The organism is Paenibacillus tritici, assembly GCF_018207515.1.
GTDB classification, from domain to species: domain Bacteria; phylum Bacillota; class Bacilli; order Paenibacillales; family Paenibacillaceae; genus Paenibacillus_AQ; species Paenibacillus_AQ tritici.
Genome location: NZ_CP073365.1, coordinates 4,738,040 through 4,754,976, shown reverse-complemented (window position 1 = coordinate 4,754,976; position 16,937 = coordinate 4,738,040). Strand labels below are relative to the sequence as shown.

Here is a 16,937-nt window from a genome sequence, read left to right as displayed (position 1 = left end):
AAAATTTACAATGAAACTGCGACATTTTACAGAAATAGAGAAGTCAGCAGACAAATTTGCGAAAAGAGGTTGGAGTCAACAATGTGGGGAGCTCCTTTTTCAGCCCGGAGCAAGAAGCTGCTGCTGCTGGGCAGCGGTGAACTGGGTAAGGAAGTCATTATCGAAGCTCAGCGCCTTGGCGTAGAGACCGTAGCTGTGGATCGTTATGAAGCTGCACCCGCGATGGGCGTTGCCCACCGCTCTTATGTACTGGATATGCTGGATGCAGAAGCACTGAAGCAGCTGATCCGTAAGGAGAAGCCGGATCTGATTGTACCCGAGATTGAAGCCATTGCTACCGGAGCCTTGGTGGAGCTGGAGGAAGAAGGCTTCCTCGTCGTTCCTACCGCCCGTGCTGCACGGCTTACCATGGACCGCGAAGGCATCCGCCGGCTGGCGGCCGAAGAGCTGGGCTTGCCGACGGCTGCCTACCGGTTCGCTGACAGTCTGGATGAGCTGCGCCAGGCTGTAGAAGAGCTGGGAACACCGTGTGTGATTAAGCCGATCATGAGCTCCTCCGGCAAAGGCCAGAGTGTCTGCCGGAAACCGGAGGATGCGGAAGACTGCTGGAATACGGCCCTGGAAGGAGCACGTGCCAAAGGTACACGCGTCATTGTAGAAGCCTTTGTTACGTTTGAGAGCGAAATTACACTCCTTACCGTCCGTTCGGTCAGCGGAACCTTATTTTGTCCGCCGATTGGCCATATCCAGCAGGATGGAGATTATGTGGAATCCTGGCAGCCGCATCAGATGAGGGGTGCGCAGCTGGCAGAAGCAGAAGCAATCGCCCGGGCGGTTACGGATCAGCTTGGCGGTTATGGGATTTTTGGTGTGGAGCTGTTCCTCACCGCGGATGGGGTATTGTTCAGTGAAGTGTCACCCCGGCCGCATGACACAGGTATGGTTACCATGATTACGCAGGATTTGTCGGAATTTGCTCTGCATGTCAGAGCCATTCTTGGATTTCCGCTGGAGGCGGTACGTTTGTTGACCCCTGGAGCTTCAGCAACCTTGAAGACCGGAGGAGCCGGACAAGCTTTTGCAGTGACCGGAATAGAAGAGGCGCTGGCCCTTCCCCGTACGCAAGTTCGCGTATTCGGCAAACCGGAGATCCGCCCTGGACGGCGGATGGCAGTAACACTCAGTTCAGCGGAAGATGTTGAAATCGCGCGGACGACAGCCAAGCAGGCAGCGTCTATGCTACAAGTGGAGGTATACGAGGATGAACAGTAGTACTCAGGAGCAGGTACTGCAAATTCGCAAATGCGGCATGAATGATCTGGAGAGAGTAACAGCCCTTTTGCGGGAATTCGGCTATCCGACAACGCTTAGCGTGATGAAAGAGAGAATGGAAGGCATGGAGCATGATCCGTTCCACTGCACAATGGTTGCAGAACTCAATAACGAAGTTGTGGGAATGATCGGATTACGGCAGGTGAAGTCCTACTACAAGCATGCCGATTGTATTACGGAAATTACCGCACTGATTGTATCAGAGGAGCTTAGAGGACAAGGCCTTGGCAAAAGGCTCGTCGCTGCAGCGGAAGATTGGGCGCGCCATCAAGGCTGCTGCCAGCTGTTCCTGCGGAGCGGCAACCGGGTCGAGCGTGCCCCGGCACATGCCTTTTACCGCCATATCGGCTTTGAAAAGACAACAGGCTACCGCTTCAACAAAGCACTGCTATAATCCTATACGTGTAACCGAACATCCCCATCCCGGCGTAATCGGGATGGTTTTTTTTGTTCCCGCAGGCGGATGAAGACCTCTTAGCAAGCCCTGTGGACATAAATGTTGTACGTTCTGTAACTCTGATTCCCGGATACCGGGGTATGTGGACAGATTGTTGCACAAATTACAAGAATTATCGTGTTAAGCCGACCAGAGGAGGAAGAATGCTGCCTTTTGTACAACAATTCTGAAGGGTGGCAGGAATCATCAGCACAATGTTGTATTATAAGCAGGATTTCATTGTGACAGTATGTACATAATATTCACTTGCAATATATCCGGTCAGCCTATATAGTGAATTGCTTCCGCATATGAGCACCATCGGAACCTGTGGCCTTTTTTATTTAAACATAGATTGCACCTGTTGAATCAGCTATTATTGTTCTGTGAAACTCCATATCCTATCCGAAGAGGGATGACGCATGTACAAATTAATTCTCGCCGAAGACGAGGAAGATGTAAGAGAAGGCATTATCGCCCAGATTGACTGGGAGGAGTACGGCTTTGAGGTGGTAGAGCAGGCGGAGAACGGGCGTGAAGCAGCGGATGCCATAGACCGGCTCCTGCCGGATGTCGTCGTGACCGACATTCAGATGCCTTTCATGAACGGACTGCAATTGGCGGAATGGGTCCGCAGCCGTCATCCGAATACGAAGATTATCATTCTGACCGGCTATGATGAATTTGAATATGCCCAGAAGGCCATCAAGCTGCAGATTGACGAATATATCCTCAAGCCCTTCTCATCCCGGGAGCTGATTGATGTCCTGCTGAAGGTTAGAGCTCAGATCGAAACCGAGATTGCCGAGAAGGAAAATGTTTTTGTGCTAAGCGAGCATTACCGCAAAAGCCTGCCCCTGCTGCGGGAGCAGTTCCTCTCCTCCCTGGTCTCCCGCCGTCTGCGCTCCGCCGAGATCGCCGAGAAAAGTGCAGAGTACGGTATCAACCTGGCCGGCCAATGTTTCCAGTCCTCCGTGATCAGTATTGATTATATCCGTACAGAGCGGACGCCCGGCGTTCAGGAAGCCCGGCCGGTATCGCTGCGTGACACCGGGGACCGTAATCTCCAGCTGTTTGCCGTGCTGAATATCGCCGAGGAGATCTGCCAGAAGCATGAGTTCGGCAAGGTGTTCATCCACCGCGATGATGTGGTGCTGCTGTCGGTCAGCCAGAGCCCGGAGGAGAGCGATATTACCGGCAGAACGTTCGCCATTCTTGAAGAAATCTGCCAGAATGTGCAGCGTTTCCTGAAGCTGACGGTAACCGCGGGCGCCGGAACCGTCTGCAAGGCGCCGTCCATGCTGTTCAATTCCTTCGGGGATGCCTTGCAGGCCCTGGATTACCGGCTGATTCTCGGCAACAACCGGGTGATCTGGATCGAGGATGTGGAGTCCAGATCCAGCCAGATGCCGGCTTATGACGAGTTGGCCCAGCAGTCGCTGATCCGCACGATCAAGCTGGGCACCGCACAGGAGCTGAGGGAGGTAGTGGACGAGCTGTTCGGGGGTCTTGATACCGCGCAGGTCTCCACTCAGGATTATCAGATTTTCCTGCTGGAGATTATTACTTCGATTCTGCGCGTGGCTAAGGAATCGGGCAGTGAAACGAATGATTTCATCGGCCCCGGCCTGACTTCCCTGAGCGATATGAACAAATTCAACAATATGGGTGAAGCCAGGCAGTGGATTATTACCGTGTGCAGCCGGCTGATGAATACCATTGCCTCCGAACGCCAGTCCAGCTATAAGCAGCTGATCGACCAGGCTAAGGAATATATCCGCAGCCATTATGAGGAATCCGATATGTCGATCGGCCGGGTATGCCAGCATCTGCACATCAGCACGGGTTACTTCAGCAGTATTTTTAAGAAAGAGATGAAGATGACCTTCGTCAGTTATCTCCTGCAGATCCGGCTGGAGGCCGCGAAGGAGCTGCTGCGCTCCACGGAGCTGAAGGCATTCGAGATCGCTGAGCGGATCGGGTTCGCCGACCCCAACTATTTCAGCTTCTGCTTCCGCAAGAAATACGGACAATCCCCCAAAGAGTATAAGAACAGCTCACGGGGAGAATAGCCATGAACAAGCCCAAGGAGCCTTTCTCCCCGCTGCGCCCGCCCTCTCCTAAGAGAGGCAAGCTGCGCATACCCTCGAAGCTGCGGAGTATCCAGCTGATTATTACGTTGACCTTCACGGCGGTCACGGTGGCCGTTGCCGTGATCGTCAGCATCATGCTGTACGGCAAGTTTGCCAAGACGGCAGAAGAGAACGCTAATCTCAACATGCAGCAGATCATCGAGCAGGTGAATTATAACTTGGAGCTGTATGTGAAAGGGATGGGCAGTATTTTTGCCACCGCAGAGAAGCAGATTACCACCAGTCCGTCGATTGACTCCCCGCTGCTCAATGAACGGATGGACACCCTGATGAGCAGCCGCGAGGATCTGGTATCCGTGGCTGTTTTTACACCGCAGGGCCAGTATGTTGTAGGGACGCCCGGACAGAACCTGCGCCTGAATACAGGACTGGAGAGTCAGAGCTGGTTCACCACGGCCAAACGCACCTCGGAGATCTCGTATTCGGCCCCCCATATCCAGAATCTGTTCCGGGGCAGGTACACCTGGGTGGTCTCCATCAGCAAATTGATTCAATACCAGGAGAACGGGGAGCTGAGGACCGGCGTGCTGCTGCTGGACTTCAACTTCAGAACGATTGATCAGCTCAGCAAGCAGGTCAAGCTGGGAAAAAGAGGCTACGCTTACATCCTCGATCCGCTCGGCAATATCGTCTACCATCCCCAGCAGCAGCTCATCTATGCCGGGCTGAAGTACGAGAACGTAGAGCCGGTGCTGGAATATGCCTACCGCAGCTATTTGGATGAATCGACCGGAGAGAAGCGGTTTATTACCGTGCGTACACTGGCGCAGACCGGCTGGAAGATCGTCGGGGTCGCCTATTACGATGAGATAGTCACCACCAAACGCGATCTGAATCAGTTCCTGGCGTGGTTTCTTGGGGTGGTGCTGGTCTGTGTGATTGCGGTGTCGGTCTTCCTGTCCTGGCTGATTGCCAGCCCCATCCGCAAGCTGGAGCGTACCGTGAAGCAGGTGGCTGAGGGGGATCTGAATACGCCGATTAACGTCAGCGGAGCCTATGAGGTGGAGCAGCTGTCGAAGCGTTTCAACATGATGCTCCAGCGTATCCGTCAGCTAATGGATCAGATCATCTATGAGCAGGAGACGAAGCGCAAGGGCGAGCTTGAAGTGCTGCAATCGCAGATTAACCCGCACTTCCTGTACAATACGCTGAACTCCGTCATCCGGCTGGCCGAACGCGGCAAAACCGGTGAAGTCGTCACGATGATCCAGTCGCTCTCGAGATTCTTCCGCATCAGCCTGAGCAAAGGCAAGAATATCATCACGATCCAGGAGGAGCTGGACCATATCCGCCATTATCTGGTGATCCAGAGCTTCCGCTTCAAAAACAAGTTCCGTTATGAAATCACGGCGCAGGAGGAAGTGCTGCAATGCCAGACCATTAAGCTGATTCTGCAGCCTATCGTGGAGAATGCGCTCTATCACGGGATCGAAATGCTGCCGGATGAGGGGCTGATCTCCATTACCGCCGAGCTTCAGGACGGGCTTGTAATAATCAGAGTCAGTGACAACGGTCTTGGAATGTCGAAGGAAACGATGAATGTCATTCTGAGCGGAGGCGTCAAAAGCACCAGCGGCTCAGGAGTCGGCGTCAGGAATGTGCATGAACGGATCGGCCTCTATTACGGGCGGGAGTACGGACTTTCTTTTCAGAGCGAAATCGAAGAAGGTACTGTCGTAACTCTTATATTCCCGGCCCGCCCGGCGGGGGAAGGCATGGAAGAGCAGAAGGAGGAGATGAACCCGTGAGAAGCCTGCGTGTGTGGCTCACCATACTGTTATGCGGAGTGTTATGGATCTCTGTGTCCTCTTGCTTCAATGCATCACCTGCATACATCAGCACCAGCAAGACGCGTAATATCCACTTGATCGTGAAGATGAACAAAGGGGATTACTGGAACACACTGAAGCTGGGAGCGGAAGCGGCAGCGAAGGAATTCAATGTCAATCTGACCTTCAAAGCGCCGGATTCGGAGAGCGATATTGAGGAGCAGATCGTTATGGTGGAGGAATCCATCAAGGAGAAGGCGGATGTCATTATTCTCGCGGCCAGCAGCTATATGGGACTTGCCCAGGTCGTGGACAGGGCGGCGTATTCGCGAATTCCTGTGATCTCAGTCGATGCTGAGGTCGGCTCTGCCAGAGTCCGGTCATATGTAGGCTCCAACGGCTATGAGGCCGGACAGAAATCCGCAGAGCGGCTGATTGAGCTGCTCAAGGGTTATGGCGAAATCGGGATACTTAACTTCACGAATTCTTCTCCCGATCAGGGCCCCGGCTCCACAGGCAGCATTGATTACGGAGCTAGGGATGCCGATGAGCGGGAAAAGGGTTTTCTGAATTACGCCGCCCGTTACCCGAATGTCAAGGTCGTGCAGATCTCCTATACCTCCTCCAGCACATCGGAAGCCGAAAGCCTGACCCGGGAGATGCTGGAGGAGCATCCGGGGCTGCGCGGAATTGCCACCCTGAATGAAATTGCCTCCCAAGGTGCAGCCAAAGTCATTCAAAGCGCGGGGAAGGGCTATCTGAAAATGATTGCTTTTGACAGTTCTCCCTCCATGATGGAATCGCTGCAGGACGGAACTGTGCAGGCGACTGTGATCCAGAATCCGTTCAGCAACGGGTATCTGGCGGTGAAATATGCGGTGGAGGCGCTTGAAGGCATGGATATTCCCGAACGCGTGGATACCGGCACCAAGCTCATAGATCTGGAGAATATGCTGTGGCCCGAGAATCAGAAGCTGCTGTTCCCGTTTGTCCGGTAGGAGAGACTTAAGTTTTAAACATTAGAATTTTCATGAAAATGAGTAGTATTTTATATTCGCAACCGTTTTCATGTAGGGCATAATAAGGATGTACCCGGGGCACACCGGGATCAACACAAATAAAGAACTATCCTCAGGAGGTCAATTAAAAATGAAAAAAGTCACTTCCGTTTTACTTGCCAGTGCTTTGCTGGGTGCAGCTCTCGCAGGCTGCGGCGGCAACAATAACAAGGCTGCTGACCCAGCCAAGACAGACACTGCGGCTAACACAGCGAATTCCGGTTCTACTGCGACTCCAAAGGTCGGTGTGGCGATTTACAAATTTGATGATACCTTCATGACGGGGGTCCGTAACTCCATCGACGCTGCTGCAAAGGGCATTGCCACTGTAGACATCGTAGACAGCCAGAACTCCCAGCCTACACAGAATGACAAGGTGGATCTGTTCATCACCAAGAAATATAACGGCATGCTGATCAACCCGGTGGACCGTACCGCTGCCGGCGTCATCATTGACAAAGCCAAAACCGCTAATATTCCGGTCGTCTTCCTGAACCGCGAGCCGCTTCCCGAGGATATGAAGAAATGGGATAAAGTCTACTACGTAGGCGCGAAAGCCGAAGAATCCGGCACCATGTCCGGCCAGCTGATCGTTGATTACTGGAAGGCACACCCTGAAGCGGACAAGAACGGCGACGGCGTGCTGCAATATGTAATGCTTAAGGGCGAACCTGGACACCAGGATGCCGAGCTGCGGACCACATTCTCCATCCAGGCCATCGAAGATGCCGGCATCAAGGTAGAGAAGCTGGCTGAAGATACAGCGATGTGGGACCGGGTAAAAGGCCAGGAAAAAATGGCAGCCTTCCTTGGCTCCCACGGCGACAAGATTGAAGCCGTTCTTGCGAACAACGATGACATGGCACTTGGTGCCATCGAAGCGCTGAAGGCTCAAGGATACTTCAGCGGCGACAAATATATGCCGGTTGTAGGCGTGGACGCTACCGCTCCAGCGGTTCAGGCACTGCAGGATGGAACCATGCTCGGTACGGTACTGAACGATGCCAACAACCAAGGTAAAGCCGCAATCACCCTGGCCGCCCTGCTGGCCAAAGGCGAAGCGCCAACCAAAGACAACGTAGGCTTCGACATCACTGACAACCAGTATGTATGGATCTCCTACAAAAAGATCACAAAGGACAACGTAGCTGACGCCAAGTAATGATGAATAACAGATACAGATAAGTTTCATAAATACCAGTCCCGGAGGGCGCTGCAATGCGCTCTCCGGAATTCCTTACGGGTAGGAAGCAGGATGGAACCGCTGTGCCTCTCATGGAAAAAGAAAAAAAGCGTAGGGGGCGTAACAACATGGCAAATACTGAATTTTTGCTGGAAATGAACGGCATTACCAAAGAATTTCCCGGCGTGAAGGCGCTGGATGGAGTCAGTATTAAGGTTCGGCCGGGTTCGGTTCATGCACTCATGGGCGAAAACGGGGCAGGCAAGTCCACACTGATGAAATGTCTCTTTGGAATCTATTCACCGGATGCCGGTGAGATCTTCCTGGATGGCCAGAAGGCCGCCATCTCGAACTCGAACGATGCACTGAAGCACGGAATCTCAATGATTCACCAGGAGCTGCACCCCGTACCTTTCCGCAGCGTCATGGAGAACATCTGGCTAGGACGTTTTCCGACCAAGGGCATCGGACCGATTCAGTTCATCGACCACAAAAAAATGTTTACTGACACAGAAAACTTATTTAAAGATCTGGATATCGATCTGAATCCCGAAACTTTGGTGGGCAAGCTGTCCGTATCCAAGGTCCAATCCATCGAAATTGCGAAGGCGGTCTCTTTTCATTCACGCGTTATTGTCATGGATGAGCCAACCTCGTCCTTAACCAGCGTGGAAGTGGAGCATTTATTCCGGATTATCCGGGACCTGCAAAAAAGAGGCGTAGCTATTATCTATATATCTCACAAAATGGAAGAGATTCTGGAGATTTCTGATGAAGTCACGATTATGCGGGACGGCAAAAAGATCGGCACCTGGCCGTCAGCGGAGCTGACCACGGATCTGATTATCTCCAAGATGGTCGGACGCGATCTGACCAACCGCTTCCCGGAGCGCACCAATGTTCCAGGCAAGGTGTTCATGAAAGTGGAAGGCCTGACCTCACCGGAGCCGCGATCCTTCAAGGATGTCTCCTTCGAGCTTAAACGGGGTGAGATTCTTGGCATCGGAGGTCTGGTAGGCGCGCAGCGGACCGAGGTGATTGAAGCCTTGTTCGGACTACGTGCTGTGAAATCGGGCTCCATCTCTATTGACGGCAAGAAGGTGAAGATCAACTCCCCGCAGGATGCGAAGAAGCACGGGCTGGCGCTGCTGACAGAGGAACGCCGCGCTACGGGGATTTTTCCGGTGCTGTCTGTGCATGAGAACGGGGCTATTGCCAACCTTGACCGATATAAGACGCCGTATCTGCTGCTGAACGGCCGCAAGAAGAAGGTAGAAGTCGATAAAATGATCGAGAAGCTGCGCACCAAGACCCCAACCACCAAAACGCAGATTATGAATCTCTCCGGCGGGAATCAGCAAAAGGTGCTGCTGGCCAGATGGCTGCTTACCGAACCAGAGGTTCTGCTGCTGGATGAGCCGACACGCGGGATTGATGTCGGTGCCAAATTTGAGATCTATACCATCATTGCCGACCTGGCGAAGCAGGGGAAGAGCATTATCATGATCTCTTCGGAAATGCCTGAGCTGCTGGGGATGTCCGACCGTGTAATGGTTATGTCGGAAGGCCGGCTTACAGGAATACTCGAAGGCGAGCAGGCTACGGAAACTGAAGTGATGCGTCTCGCTGCACAGCATTAATCAGGAGCTACACTCACAGGACGGCGAAGGCTATAGGGCTGCTGCCAAGCTGATGAAGCTCAGCAACGAATGCTTAAACTTCGCGTAACAATTAAGGAGGAACACAATTATGACTATTAAAAGAGCGCAGTCCTTCGTGACTCAGAACGCAATCTACATCGTGCTGGTACTGCTGATTATGGGGATCATCATATACGAGCCAAGCTTCATGTCCATCAACACCCTGCGGGATGTGCTGATTCAGTCCTCCACACGCGTGATTATTGCGCTCGGGGTAGCCTTCATCCTGATCACCGCCGGTACCGACTTGTCGGCAGGCCGGGTGGTTGGTTTCACAGCTGTTATCTCAGCTTCCATGCTGCAGATTCCAGACTACTCCCGCCGCTTCTTCCCGGATCTGCCGCAAGTGCAGGTCTGGCTGCCTATCTTGATTGCTATTGTTGCCGGTCTGCTCTGCGGTCTCGTCAACGGGATTATCGTCTCCAAGCTGAATGTTCCGCCTTTCATCGCCACACTGGGCACTATGCTGATCGTCTACGGGCTGAACTCACTCTACTTCGATATGGACCCTAACCAATCGCAGCCGATCGGCGGACTGCGTTCCGACTTCACCGACATTGGCTCCGGCTTCATCGGCAGCGGCCAATATTCCATACCTTATATCGTTCTCATCGCTCTTGCCGTCTCGGCGGTAGTCTGGGTGCTGTTCAACAAAACCAAGCTGGGCAAGAACATGTACGCCATCGGCGGCAACATGCAGGCAGCCAAGGTATCCGGGATCAACGTCTCCAAGAACCTGATCTACATCTATGCCATCGCCGGTGCCTTGTACGGTCTGGCCGGTGTGCTCGAAGCGGCCAGAACAGGCGGCGCGACCAACAACTACGGTAACATGTACGAGCTTGACGCCATCGCAGCCTGCGTAGTCGGCGGCGTATCGACTACCGGCGGGATCGGCACTGTTCCCGGCGTCCTGGTCGGGGTTATCATCTTCACCCTGATCAACTACGGTCTGACCTTCATCGGCATCAGCCCATACTACCAGCTGATCATCAAGGGCCTGATCATCATCGCAGCGGTATCGTTTGATATGCGTAAATATTCATCGAAAAAGTAAGCTTGATCTGGTTCGGTGATAAGTCGTAACTGCGGGGATTTTGGACTTCCGGCCGCTGTTGTCTCCCGATTTCCTGATTTAAACCGCTGATCGCGGTAGAAATCGGGAGACAAAGGCGGGCGCTACCGCTCCTCCAGTTCCAAAATCCCCTCCGTTACTCCCATCACCTCACCAAGGTGGGGGAAGCAGGGATAAGCGTTTGCGGTAACTCGCAAACGCTTTTTGGCGTACGGATTTTGGCCCAAGGATGCTCCAAAATCATATCGGGAGGCGAACGCTACCGCTCCGCCAGTATCAAAACCCATCTTAGTGATTATGTGCTTACTTGCCTGTAAGACAAATGTAATCTGGATCAATAGTACCTGCCGCGTTGTTCCTGTATATTAACCTTATCCATGGATGAGACTGGTTTTTAGGGGGAATGGGTGTGAGGTTTTTTGAAATGCTGCTGTTCAGCTCAAGTGTTTGTTTGCTGGCTATTCTGTTTGTTTTCAATCCGAGCAGACGAAGGTCTGCTCTGCTCCTGACAAGCGGAGCCGGGTTCATTATTTTAGCGGTACATCTGCTTCTTGAAGGATACAGGGTTCAGCTGTTATTTTTATACGGATTTACGATCCTGATGTTTATACTTTCCATTGGGAACATATTCAGAACACAGACAGCAGGGAGGACAGCTCCGCGAATCCGCAGAGTACTGGGCCGCCTGTTGATTGGGCTTGGACTAATCGCAACGGCGTGCCTCCTGTATGTGTTTCCTGTATTCAGTCTCCCTGCGCCAACTGGCGGGTTGAAGGTAGGCACGCAGGTCTTTCATTTCACCGATCCCAACCGGGCGGAGACCTTAGGAGAATCCGGTACGGGCAAAAGGGAACTGATGGTTCAGGTATGGGTATCCGGCTGAAGCCGGCACCGGGAAGTACGCCCCGTTTATCCCCGACACTCCGATTTTACCTTATATGGCGGAGAATTATGGCCTTCCCGGATTTACTTTCGGGCACCTGAAGTATGTGTCCGCTCATGCTTATCCGGCGGCCAAGGTCTCTTCGGCACAGACTGCATACCCGGTTATCCTGGCTAGTCCCGGCTTCGGTTCCTCCAGGTTTCTTCATACCTCACAAGCTGAGAATCTTGCAAGCCACGGGTATATCGTCGCAGTGATCGACCATACCTACAATACTTTTGCAACTGAATTTCCGGACGGCCGGATCACATCGGCTACAACCAATGACTTATTCACGCCAGAGCAAGATTTCAGGACGCAAGCCGGAATCCGTGACGAGTTGGGTCAAATATTAAGCGCTGATGTGGCGTCTGTGCTGGACCAATTCGAACTTATCCAGTCGGGACGCATTCCAAGTCAGCTGCAAGGGAGGCTTGATCTCGGCCATATCGGGGTGTTCGGTCATTCGATCGGCGGGGCGACGGCCTATGAGGCTGCTTATGATTCGCGGATCACGGCTGGAATCGACCTGGATGGAGGACTTTACCGGCTGCGGGATCGTGAGAGTTTGTCTAAGCCGTTCCTGTTCATGAACTCGGAGAGCTACTACGAAACATTGCGCAGGGTGATGGATAATCATATATACACTGATGAAGAACTTACACGTGAGGGAAAGACCAGGGAGTGGGCGGATCAGGAGAGGGAGGACAAAAAGCTGGAGCTTGAAAAGATGCGCGCAACGCTTCCCGCAGGAGGACAAGTCATCTATATAGACGATACGGAGCATTTGAATTTTACGGATGTACAGTTCGTTTCACCGGTATTCCAACGGCTGGGGATTACAGGAGCGTTGGCGCCCGGAAGAGCAAGCTTCGTGATCAACGCCTATATGCTGGATTTTTTCGATCTGTATTTGAAAAATAAAAACGGGACCTTAATGCAAGGACCGGATAGCCGCTATCCGGAAGTAAAGTTCGTAACCCCGCAGTTGTAATCACGGAGCAGGCTATATTGCCGCCGGGTGGGTTCGGAGTAATTAAAGATTGTTGTAAGAACTGCAACTCCTCTCCATGGATAGAGGGATGCTTGGGGGGATGCTGCATGAAATACAACAATCTCTCCTTTAATCTGCTAATGGCTGGTGGAATGCTGACTTTTGTGCAACAAATTTAGTTTGCGGTCGATATTTTGAGATGAAAGTTGCATTTTAGGCAGGATTAAACTACGAGAGGTGATAAATTTTTTCATATGTGAGAGACAGCAGGCTCGGCCGAGTCAAATGATTGGGTTTATGCATTACTATCGAATTTTCAGCGAGCCACGCCCGGCAGAAGCTTACCCTAAGGTATCATATCTATTCCAAGGGCAGGCGAAGCTGCCCTTGAACAACCGGTACACACCCTCCGAAAGGGTGTGTTTGTGTTGCTCTTAAGGTTGCAGGTTATAGGTTTGCAGGTTGTAGTTTGTAGGTTTTATCTTGGTTTTGCTGAAGAAAAGGTTCAAAGTAACGGAGGGGATTTTGGAACTGGAGGAGCGTAGCGTCCGCCTTTAGGTTTGGATTTCTACCGCAAATAGCGGTCCGAATCAGGAAATCCAAACCTAACAGCGGCCGGAAGCCCATAATCACCGCAGTTACGGCAGGATACCTTTTATTATTCTTTTGAACAACGCCGCACTCTCCACGCTCATATTTCTCGCATTCCCAGCCTCCATTCCCAAGCACATACACACCCTTTCCCCCCTCGCCTCATATTCTATAGGCAAAAGCCCTTGTAAAGGAGAACGACTGAATGCTGAGAATTAAGCTGAACGAGCTGGGAAAAGGGACGGACAACGGTCTGATTGTGGCGGAGGTATGGCGGTGGGACGGCATCGGCTGGAACGAGTGTATTCCGCAGCAGGAGGAGGATTTCATCCGCGCGGATGAGGATCTGTTCGTGACGATTCCCGCAGAGGCGGGATTATATCGGGTAGACTACTCCAAAAAGCCGCTGGAGGCGCTCATTGTGCTCCCTGATGACGGCGGAGGACTGCGGGCAGAGCTGCTGCATCCGGCCCCTTTTAAGCTGACGGAGGGTACGCTGTGGGGATACATCAACAATGACGGGCGGGTCGTAATTGAACCGAGATATGATTATGCCGAAGAGTTTCAGGAGAATGGACTGGCGGTGGTGCAGCGCGGGAATGTCAGCGGTCTGATCGACAGCTCCGGGCGGGAGCGGGTTAAGCCGGTATATTCATTTATTGGCCCCTTTGCCGAAGGGCGGGCCGTGGTTTCCGACGCGAAGGGCTACACCTTTATCGACGAGAAAGGCAAAGAGGTGACGTCAGCACGTTATGACTATCTGAACTCGCTGCATGAAGGCCGGGCCCTGTTCTCCAAGCAGAGCACGACTGCCGGCAATTCCCGTTACGGTTTCCTTGATGCCCAGGGCAAAGAGGTGCTGCCAGCCGTCTATCTGGATGCCGGAGATTTCTCGGATGGGACAGCACTGGTCAAAATAGCAGAAGGCGAATACGCGCTGATTGATCTGCAAGGCAACGTGCAGCATACGTACAAATATCCTTTTGTCGGTTATCCGGGGGATGGGTTACTGGCCTTCCAGGCTACGGCGGATGGCAAATACGGCTATCTCCGCACAGACGGCACGATCGCGATTGAGCCTAAGTATACAGCGGCTTTGCCCTTCTCCGAGGGCCGGGCGGTGATCAACACAGCCGAGAATTACGGCAATGCCTACGGCCTGATCGACAAGCAGGGCAAACTGATTATTCCCGCAGTCTATTATGAGGTACAGCAGCTGGGAGAGAACCGCGTTGCGCTGGGAACGCCACTGTATACAGATCAGCCTTACAGAGGTTCGAGTTATGTGATCGCCGATGCGCTTACGGGAAGAATACTCAGCACCCATCCGCTGCTGGGAGTGAACAATTATCAGAAGGGGCTGGCCTCGGTGTACGATGCCAAGGAGACATATTTCATTGATACCAGCGGCAAAAAATCCGCCAAGCCCCCGGTCATCCCAGGCTCAGGATCACTCTCCTTCAGCGGCAATCTGATCCGGGCGGATATTGATCTGCGCACGGCTTATTATGACCGCAAGGGGAAGCAGGTCTGGCGGCAGAACGGTGTCATTCCGCTCAGACCGCCGTACTCTGTGCTGGAGAAGAAATTCAAGCCGAACCAGGATTACCTCGTCTATTATCCGGTGGTGGAAGGCATTGCCGTCATTGAGGTATCCAAAGCCGTAAATGAGAAGCTGCGCAGCCTGTCCCTGGCAGATGGGGCCGGAACCGGGGGAACCGATCAGGATTTCAGTTATACGGGGGATTTTGCCGTATCCTTCTTCCGTAAGAACCTGCTGGTGCTGGAGCTTACCGGATACCATTTCCCGTTCGGAGCGGCCCATGGCATGCCGACCCGGATCTATGAGCATATCAACCTGCGCACCGGCAAATTTTACAGTCTCAGTGATCTGTTCAAGCCCGGCAGCAAATATGTCCAGAAGCTCAGTGACATTGTCGGCAAGCAGATTGCGAATGATCCGCAGTATTCCTATGTTTTTCCGGACACGTACAAGGGCATTACAGCCAATCAGCCTTTTTATGTCGATGGTGAGGCGTTGTATCTCTATTTTGCTCCTTATGAAATTGCTCCGTACGCAGCAGGATTCCCGACCTTCCGGATTCCGTATGCGGAGATTATGGGCCTGATCTCGACCGAAGGGGAGTTCTGGCAGTCGTTTCATTAAAAGAAAGCGGTGAGCGGACCGATATATAAGGTAGGACTAAGGACCGTCCTGTAGAGGACGGTTTTTTTAAAATAAAAGAAGTTATATGTTGCACACGATAACTTATCCTTCTATTTCTCGCTGAAACGGTACCGTCCTTCAAAAGGACGGCAAAGCCGTTTCCACTTGCAATTTAAGGGTTTAGCTGTCTTTACGCTATCAATCATCTTTCTATTTCCAGCTTGCCTTTATGGGGTATTGTAGATTTGCACCGGGAGCGGACAAGCTTTGGCTGTCGAGAGAAATGACATAATTTAGAAGCGCACAGCCGATAATTATGTGTTACAATGACTGAGGAACAAATTACAACTTTGTAACAATTGATGATCGACACTCCCGGCCGCACGATAGAATACAACATGAATTAAGGAGATGGCAGAATGAAAAGCAAGACTTTGAGAGCAATGATAGGTGGAAGTGTAGCAGCTGTTATGGCACTTAGCATTTCTCTTCCATTACAGGCCAACGCAGCAGCCGGTGCCCCTGCGGCAGCCGGATCAGATATGAATTTCGCACAATTCATGGAATATTTCACACAGAACAATGCAAAGACAATCGTACTGGATGGCAATACGTACACGGTCACCAAAACCATTATTTATAAGACCCCTGTTGCAGCAGCTCCGACAGCAGCACAGCCGGTGGCAACAGCTAAGCCAGTTGCAACCCCTGCACCAGTAGCTACAGCTAAGCCGGTAGCAGTACCCGCTGCAACCGCGAAGCCCGTTACAACCCCAGCCCCGGCTCCGACAACCGTTGCTGCTGTTAGTAACAACGCATCGAGCTACACTCAGCAGGTAGTAGCCCTGGTGAACAAAGAACGCGCTGCAGCTGGACTGGCCCCTGTCTCCGCGCTCGACAGCCTGAACAAAGTGGCTGCAGCGAAAGCGGCAGATATGCGCTCGAATAAATACTTTTCACACACTTCTCCGACCTACGGATCACCATTCGATATGATGTCTGCGTTCGGGATCACTTATAAGGCAGCCGGTGAGAACATCGCTATGGGCCAGAAGACTCCGCAGGAAGTAATGACTGCCTGGATGAACAGCCCCGGCCACAAGGCTAACATTCTGAGTGCGAATTTCAATTACATCGGTGTAGGCTTCGACAATAATTACTGGGTTCAGGAATTCATCGGTAAATAATATCCAACTCAACGTGTCTTAACTTAGCTTAACTTAGCTTAACTTAGCTCTTATGCATCATTCGTCCTCCGGCTTCCGGGGGGCGTTTTTTTGTCTAACCAGCCAGGGAATTAGTATCGTCTTCCAAATTGGATAATAGGGGAGAGGAGAGGGATACGGAGAGAACGAGCTGGACACCCCGCTTGCGATAGGGGCGGGAAACAGTTGGATTTTATCCACCTGCTGATAGACAAATGAACCGTATTTACACAGCAGATGGAAAAACAACACTTAAATTATGTCTTTCCACCCAAAGTAGCGAAAACTAACATTATTAGTTGTTGTTTATCCACTTGCTTCCCTCCATAGCTCAGAATTCCACGAACTAAGA

At 52.2% G+C, this 16,937-nt stretch carries 10 protein-coding genes and 1 pseudogene; all 11 read left to right on the top strand.

The window, feature by feature from the left end; genetic code table 11:
* Positions 1-81 precede the first annotated feature (81 nt).
* Positions 82-1,272, top strand: a complete 1,191-nt coding sequence (gene purT, locus KDC22_RS20575) for a formate-dependent phosphoribosylglycinamide formyltransferase (protein ID WP_211724124.1) — start codon at positions 82-84, stop codon at positions 1,270-1,272.
* A complete protein-coding gene (locus KDC22_RS20570) occupies positions 1,262-1,726 on the top strand; it encodes a GNAT family N-acetyltransferase (protein ID WP_173141316.1) in 465 nt (154 codons plus the stop codon). Before purT ends, KDC22_RS20570 begins: the two co-directional genes overlap by 11 nt.
* A 464-nt stretch (positions 1,727-2,190) precedes the next feature.
* On the top strand, positions 2,191-3,840 hold the full coding sequence (locus KDC22_RS20565) for a response regulator (protein ID WP_211720181.1): 1,650 nt from the start codon (positions 2,191-2,193) through the stop codon (positions 3,838-3,840).
* A gap of 2 nt (positions 3,841-3,842) precedes the next feature.
* Entirely contained in the window at positions 3,843-5,669 is a 1,827-nt protein-coding gene (locus KDC22_RS20560) for a cache domain-containing sensor histidine kinase (protein WP_211720180.1), read from the top strand.
* The gene (locus KDC22_RS20555) at positions 5,666-6,688 is read left to right on the top strand and encodes a substrate-binding domain-containing protein (RefSeq protein ID WP_211720179.1); all 1,023 of its coding nucleotides are present in this window, start codon (positions 5,666-5,668) and stop codon (positions 6,686-6,688) included. The genes KDC22_RS20560 and KDC22_RS20555 overlap by 4 nt, the downstream gene beginning before the upstream one ends.
* Positions 6,689-6,839: 151 nt before the next feature.
* The gene (locus KDC22_RS20550; protein ID WP_173141308.1) at positions 6,840-7,910 is read left to right on the top strand and encodes a galactose ABC transporter substrate-binding protein; all 1,071 of its coding nucleotides are present in this window, start codon (positions 6,840-6,842) and stop codon (positions 7,908-7,910) included.
* Between the two features lie 149 nt (positions 7,911-8,059).
* Positions 8,060-9,571: a sugar ABC transporter ATP-binding protein gene (locus KDC22_RS20545; RefSeq protein WP_173141306.1), complete on the top strand. Its 1,512-nt coding sequence runs from the start codon at positions 8,060-8,062 to the stop codon at positions 9,569-9,571.
* Positions 9,572-9,680: 109 nt separating this feature from the next.
* Positions 9,681-10,688, top strand: a complete 1,008-nt coding sequence (gene mglC / locus KDC22_RS20540) for a galactose/methyl galactoside ABC transporter permease MglC (protein ID WP_173141304.1) — start codon at positions 9,681-9,683, stop codon at positions 10,686-10,688.
* A gap of 427 nt (positions 10,689-11,115) precedes the next feature.
* Positions 11,116-12,622: pseudogene (locus tag KDC22_RS20535) on the top strand (alpha/beta hydrolase family protein).
* A gap of 796 nt (positions 12,623-13,418) precedes the next feature.
* Positions 13,419-15,380, top strand: coding sequence for a WG repeat-containing protein (locus tag KDC22_RS20530; RefSeq protein WP_211720178.1), 1,962 nt, complete (start codon positions 13,419-13,421; stop codon positions 15,378-15,380).
* Between the two features lie 419 nt (positions 15,381-15,799).
* Positions 15,800-16,567 (top strand): CAP domain-containing protein, encoded by a 768-nt coding sequence (locus KDC22_RS20525; RefSeq protein ID WP_211720177.1) that lies wholly within the window; start codon positions 15,800-15,802, stop codon positions 16,565-16,567.
* Positions 16,568-16,937 lie beyond the last annotated feature (370 nt).

Bases quoted from the DNA above. Each gene is read 5' to 3' on its own strand.
- purT (WP_211724124.1), top strand. From the start codon at position 82: ATGTGGGGAGCTCCTTTTTCAGCCCGGAGCAAGAAGCTGCTGCTGCTG.
- KDC22_RS20570 (WP_173141316.1), top strand. From the start codon at position 1,262: ATGAACAGTAGTACTCAGGAGCAGGTACTGCAAATTCGCAAATGCGGC.
- KDC22_RS20565 (WP_211720181.1), top strand. From the start codon at position 2,191: ATGTACAAATTAATTCTCGCCGAAGACGAGGAAGATGTAAGAGAAGGC.
- KDC22_RS20560 (WP_211720180.1), top strand. From the start codon at position 3,843: ATGAACAAGCCCAAGGAGCCTTTCTCCCCGCTGCGCCCGCCCTCTCCT.
- KDC22_RS20550 (WP_173141308.1), top strand. From the start codon at position 6,840: ATGAAAAAAGTCACTTCCGTTTTACTTGCCAGTGCTTTGCTGGGTGCA.
- KDC22_RS20545 (WP_173141306.1), top strand. From the start codon at position 8,060: ATGGCAAATACTGAATTTTTGCTGGAAATGAACGGCATTACCAAAGAA.
- mglC (WP_173141304.1), top strand. From the start codon at position 9,681: ATGACTATTAAAAGAGCGCAGTCCTTCGTGACTCAGAACGCAATCTAC.
- KDC22_RS20530 (WP_211720178.1), top strand. From the start codon at position 13,419: ATGCTGAGAATTAAGCTGAACGAGCTGGGAAAAGGGACGGACAACGGT.
- KDC22_RS20525 (WP_211720177.1), top strand. From the start codon at position 15,800: ATGAAAAGCAAGACTTTGAGAGCAATGATAGGTGGAAGTGTAGCAGCT.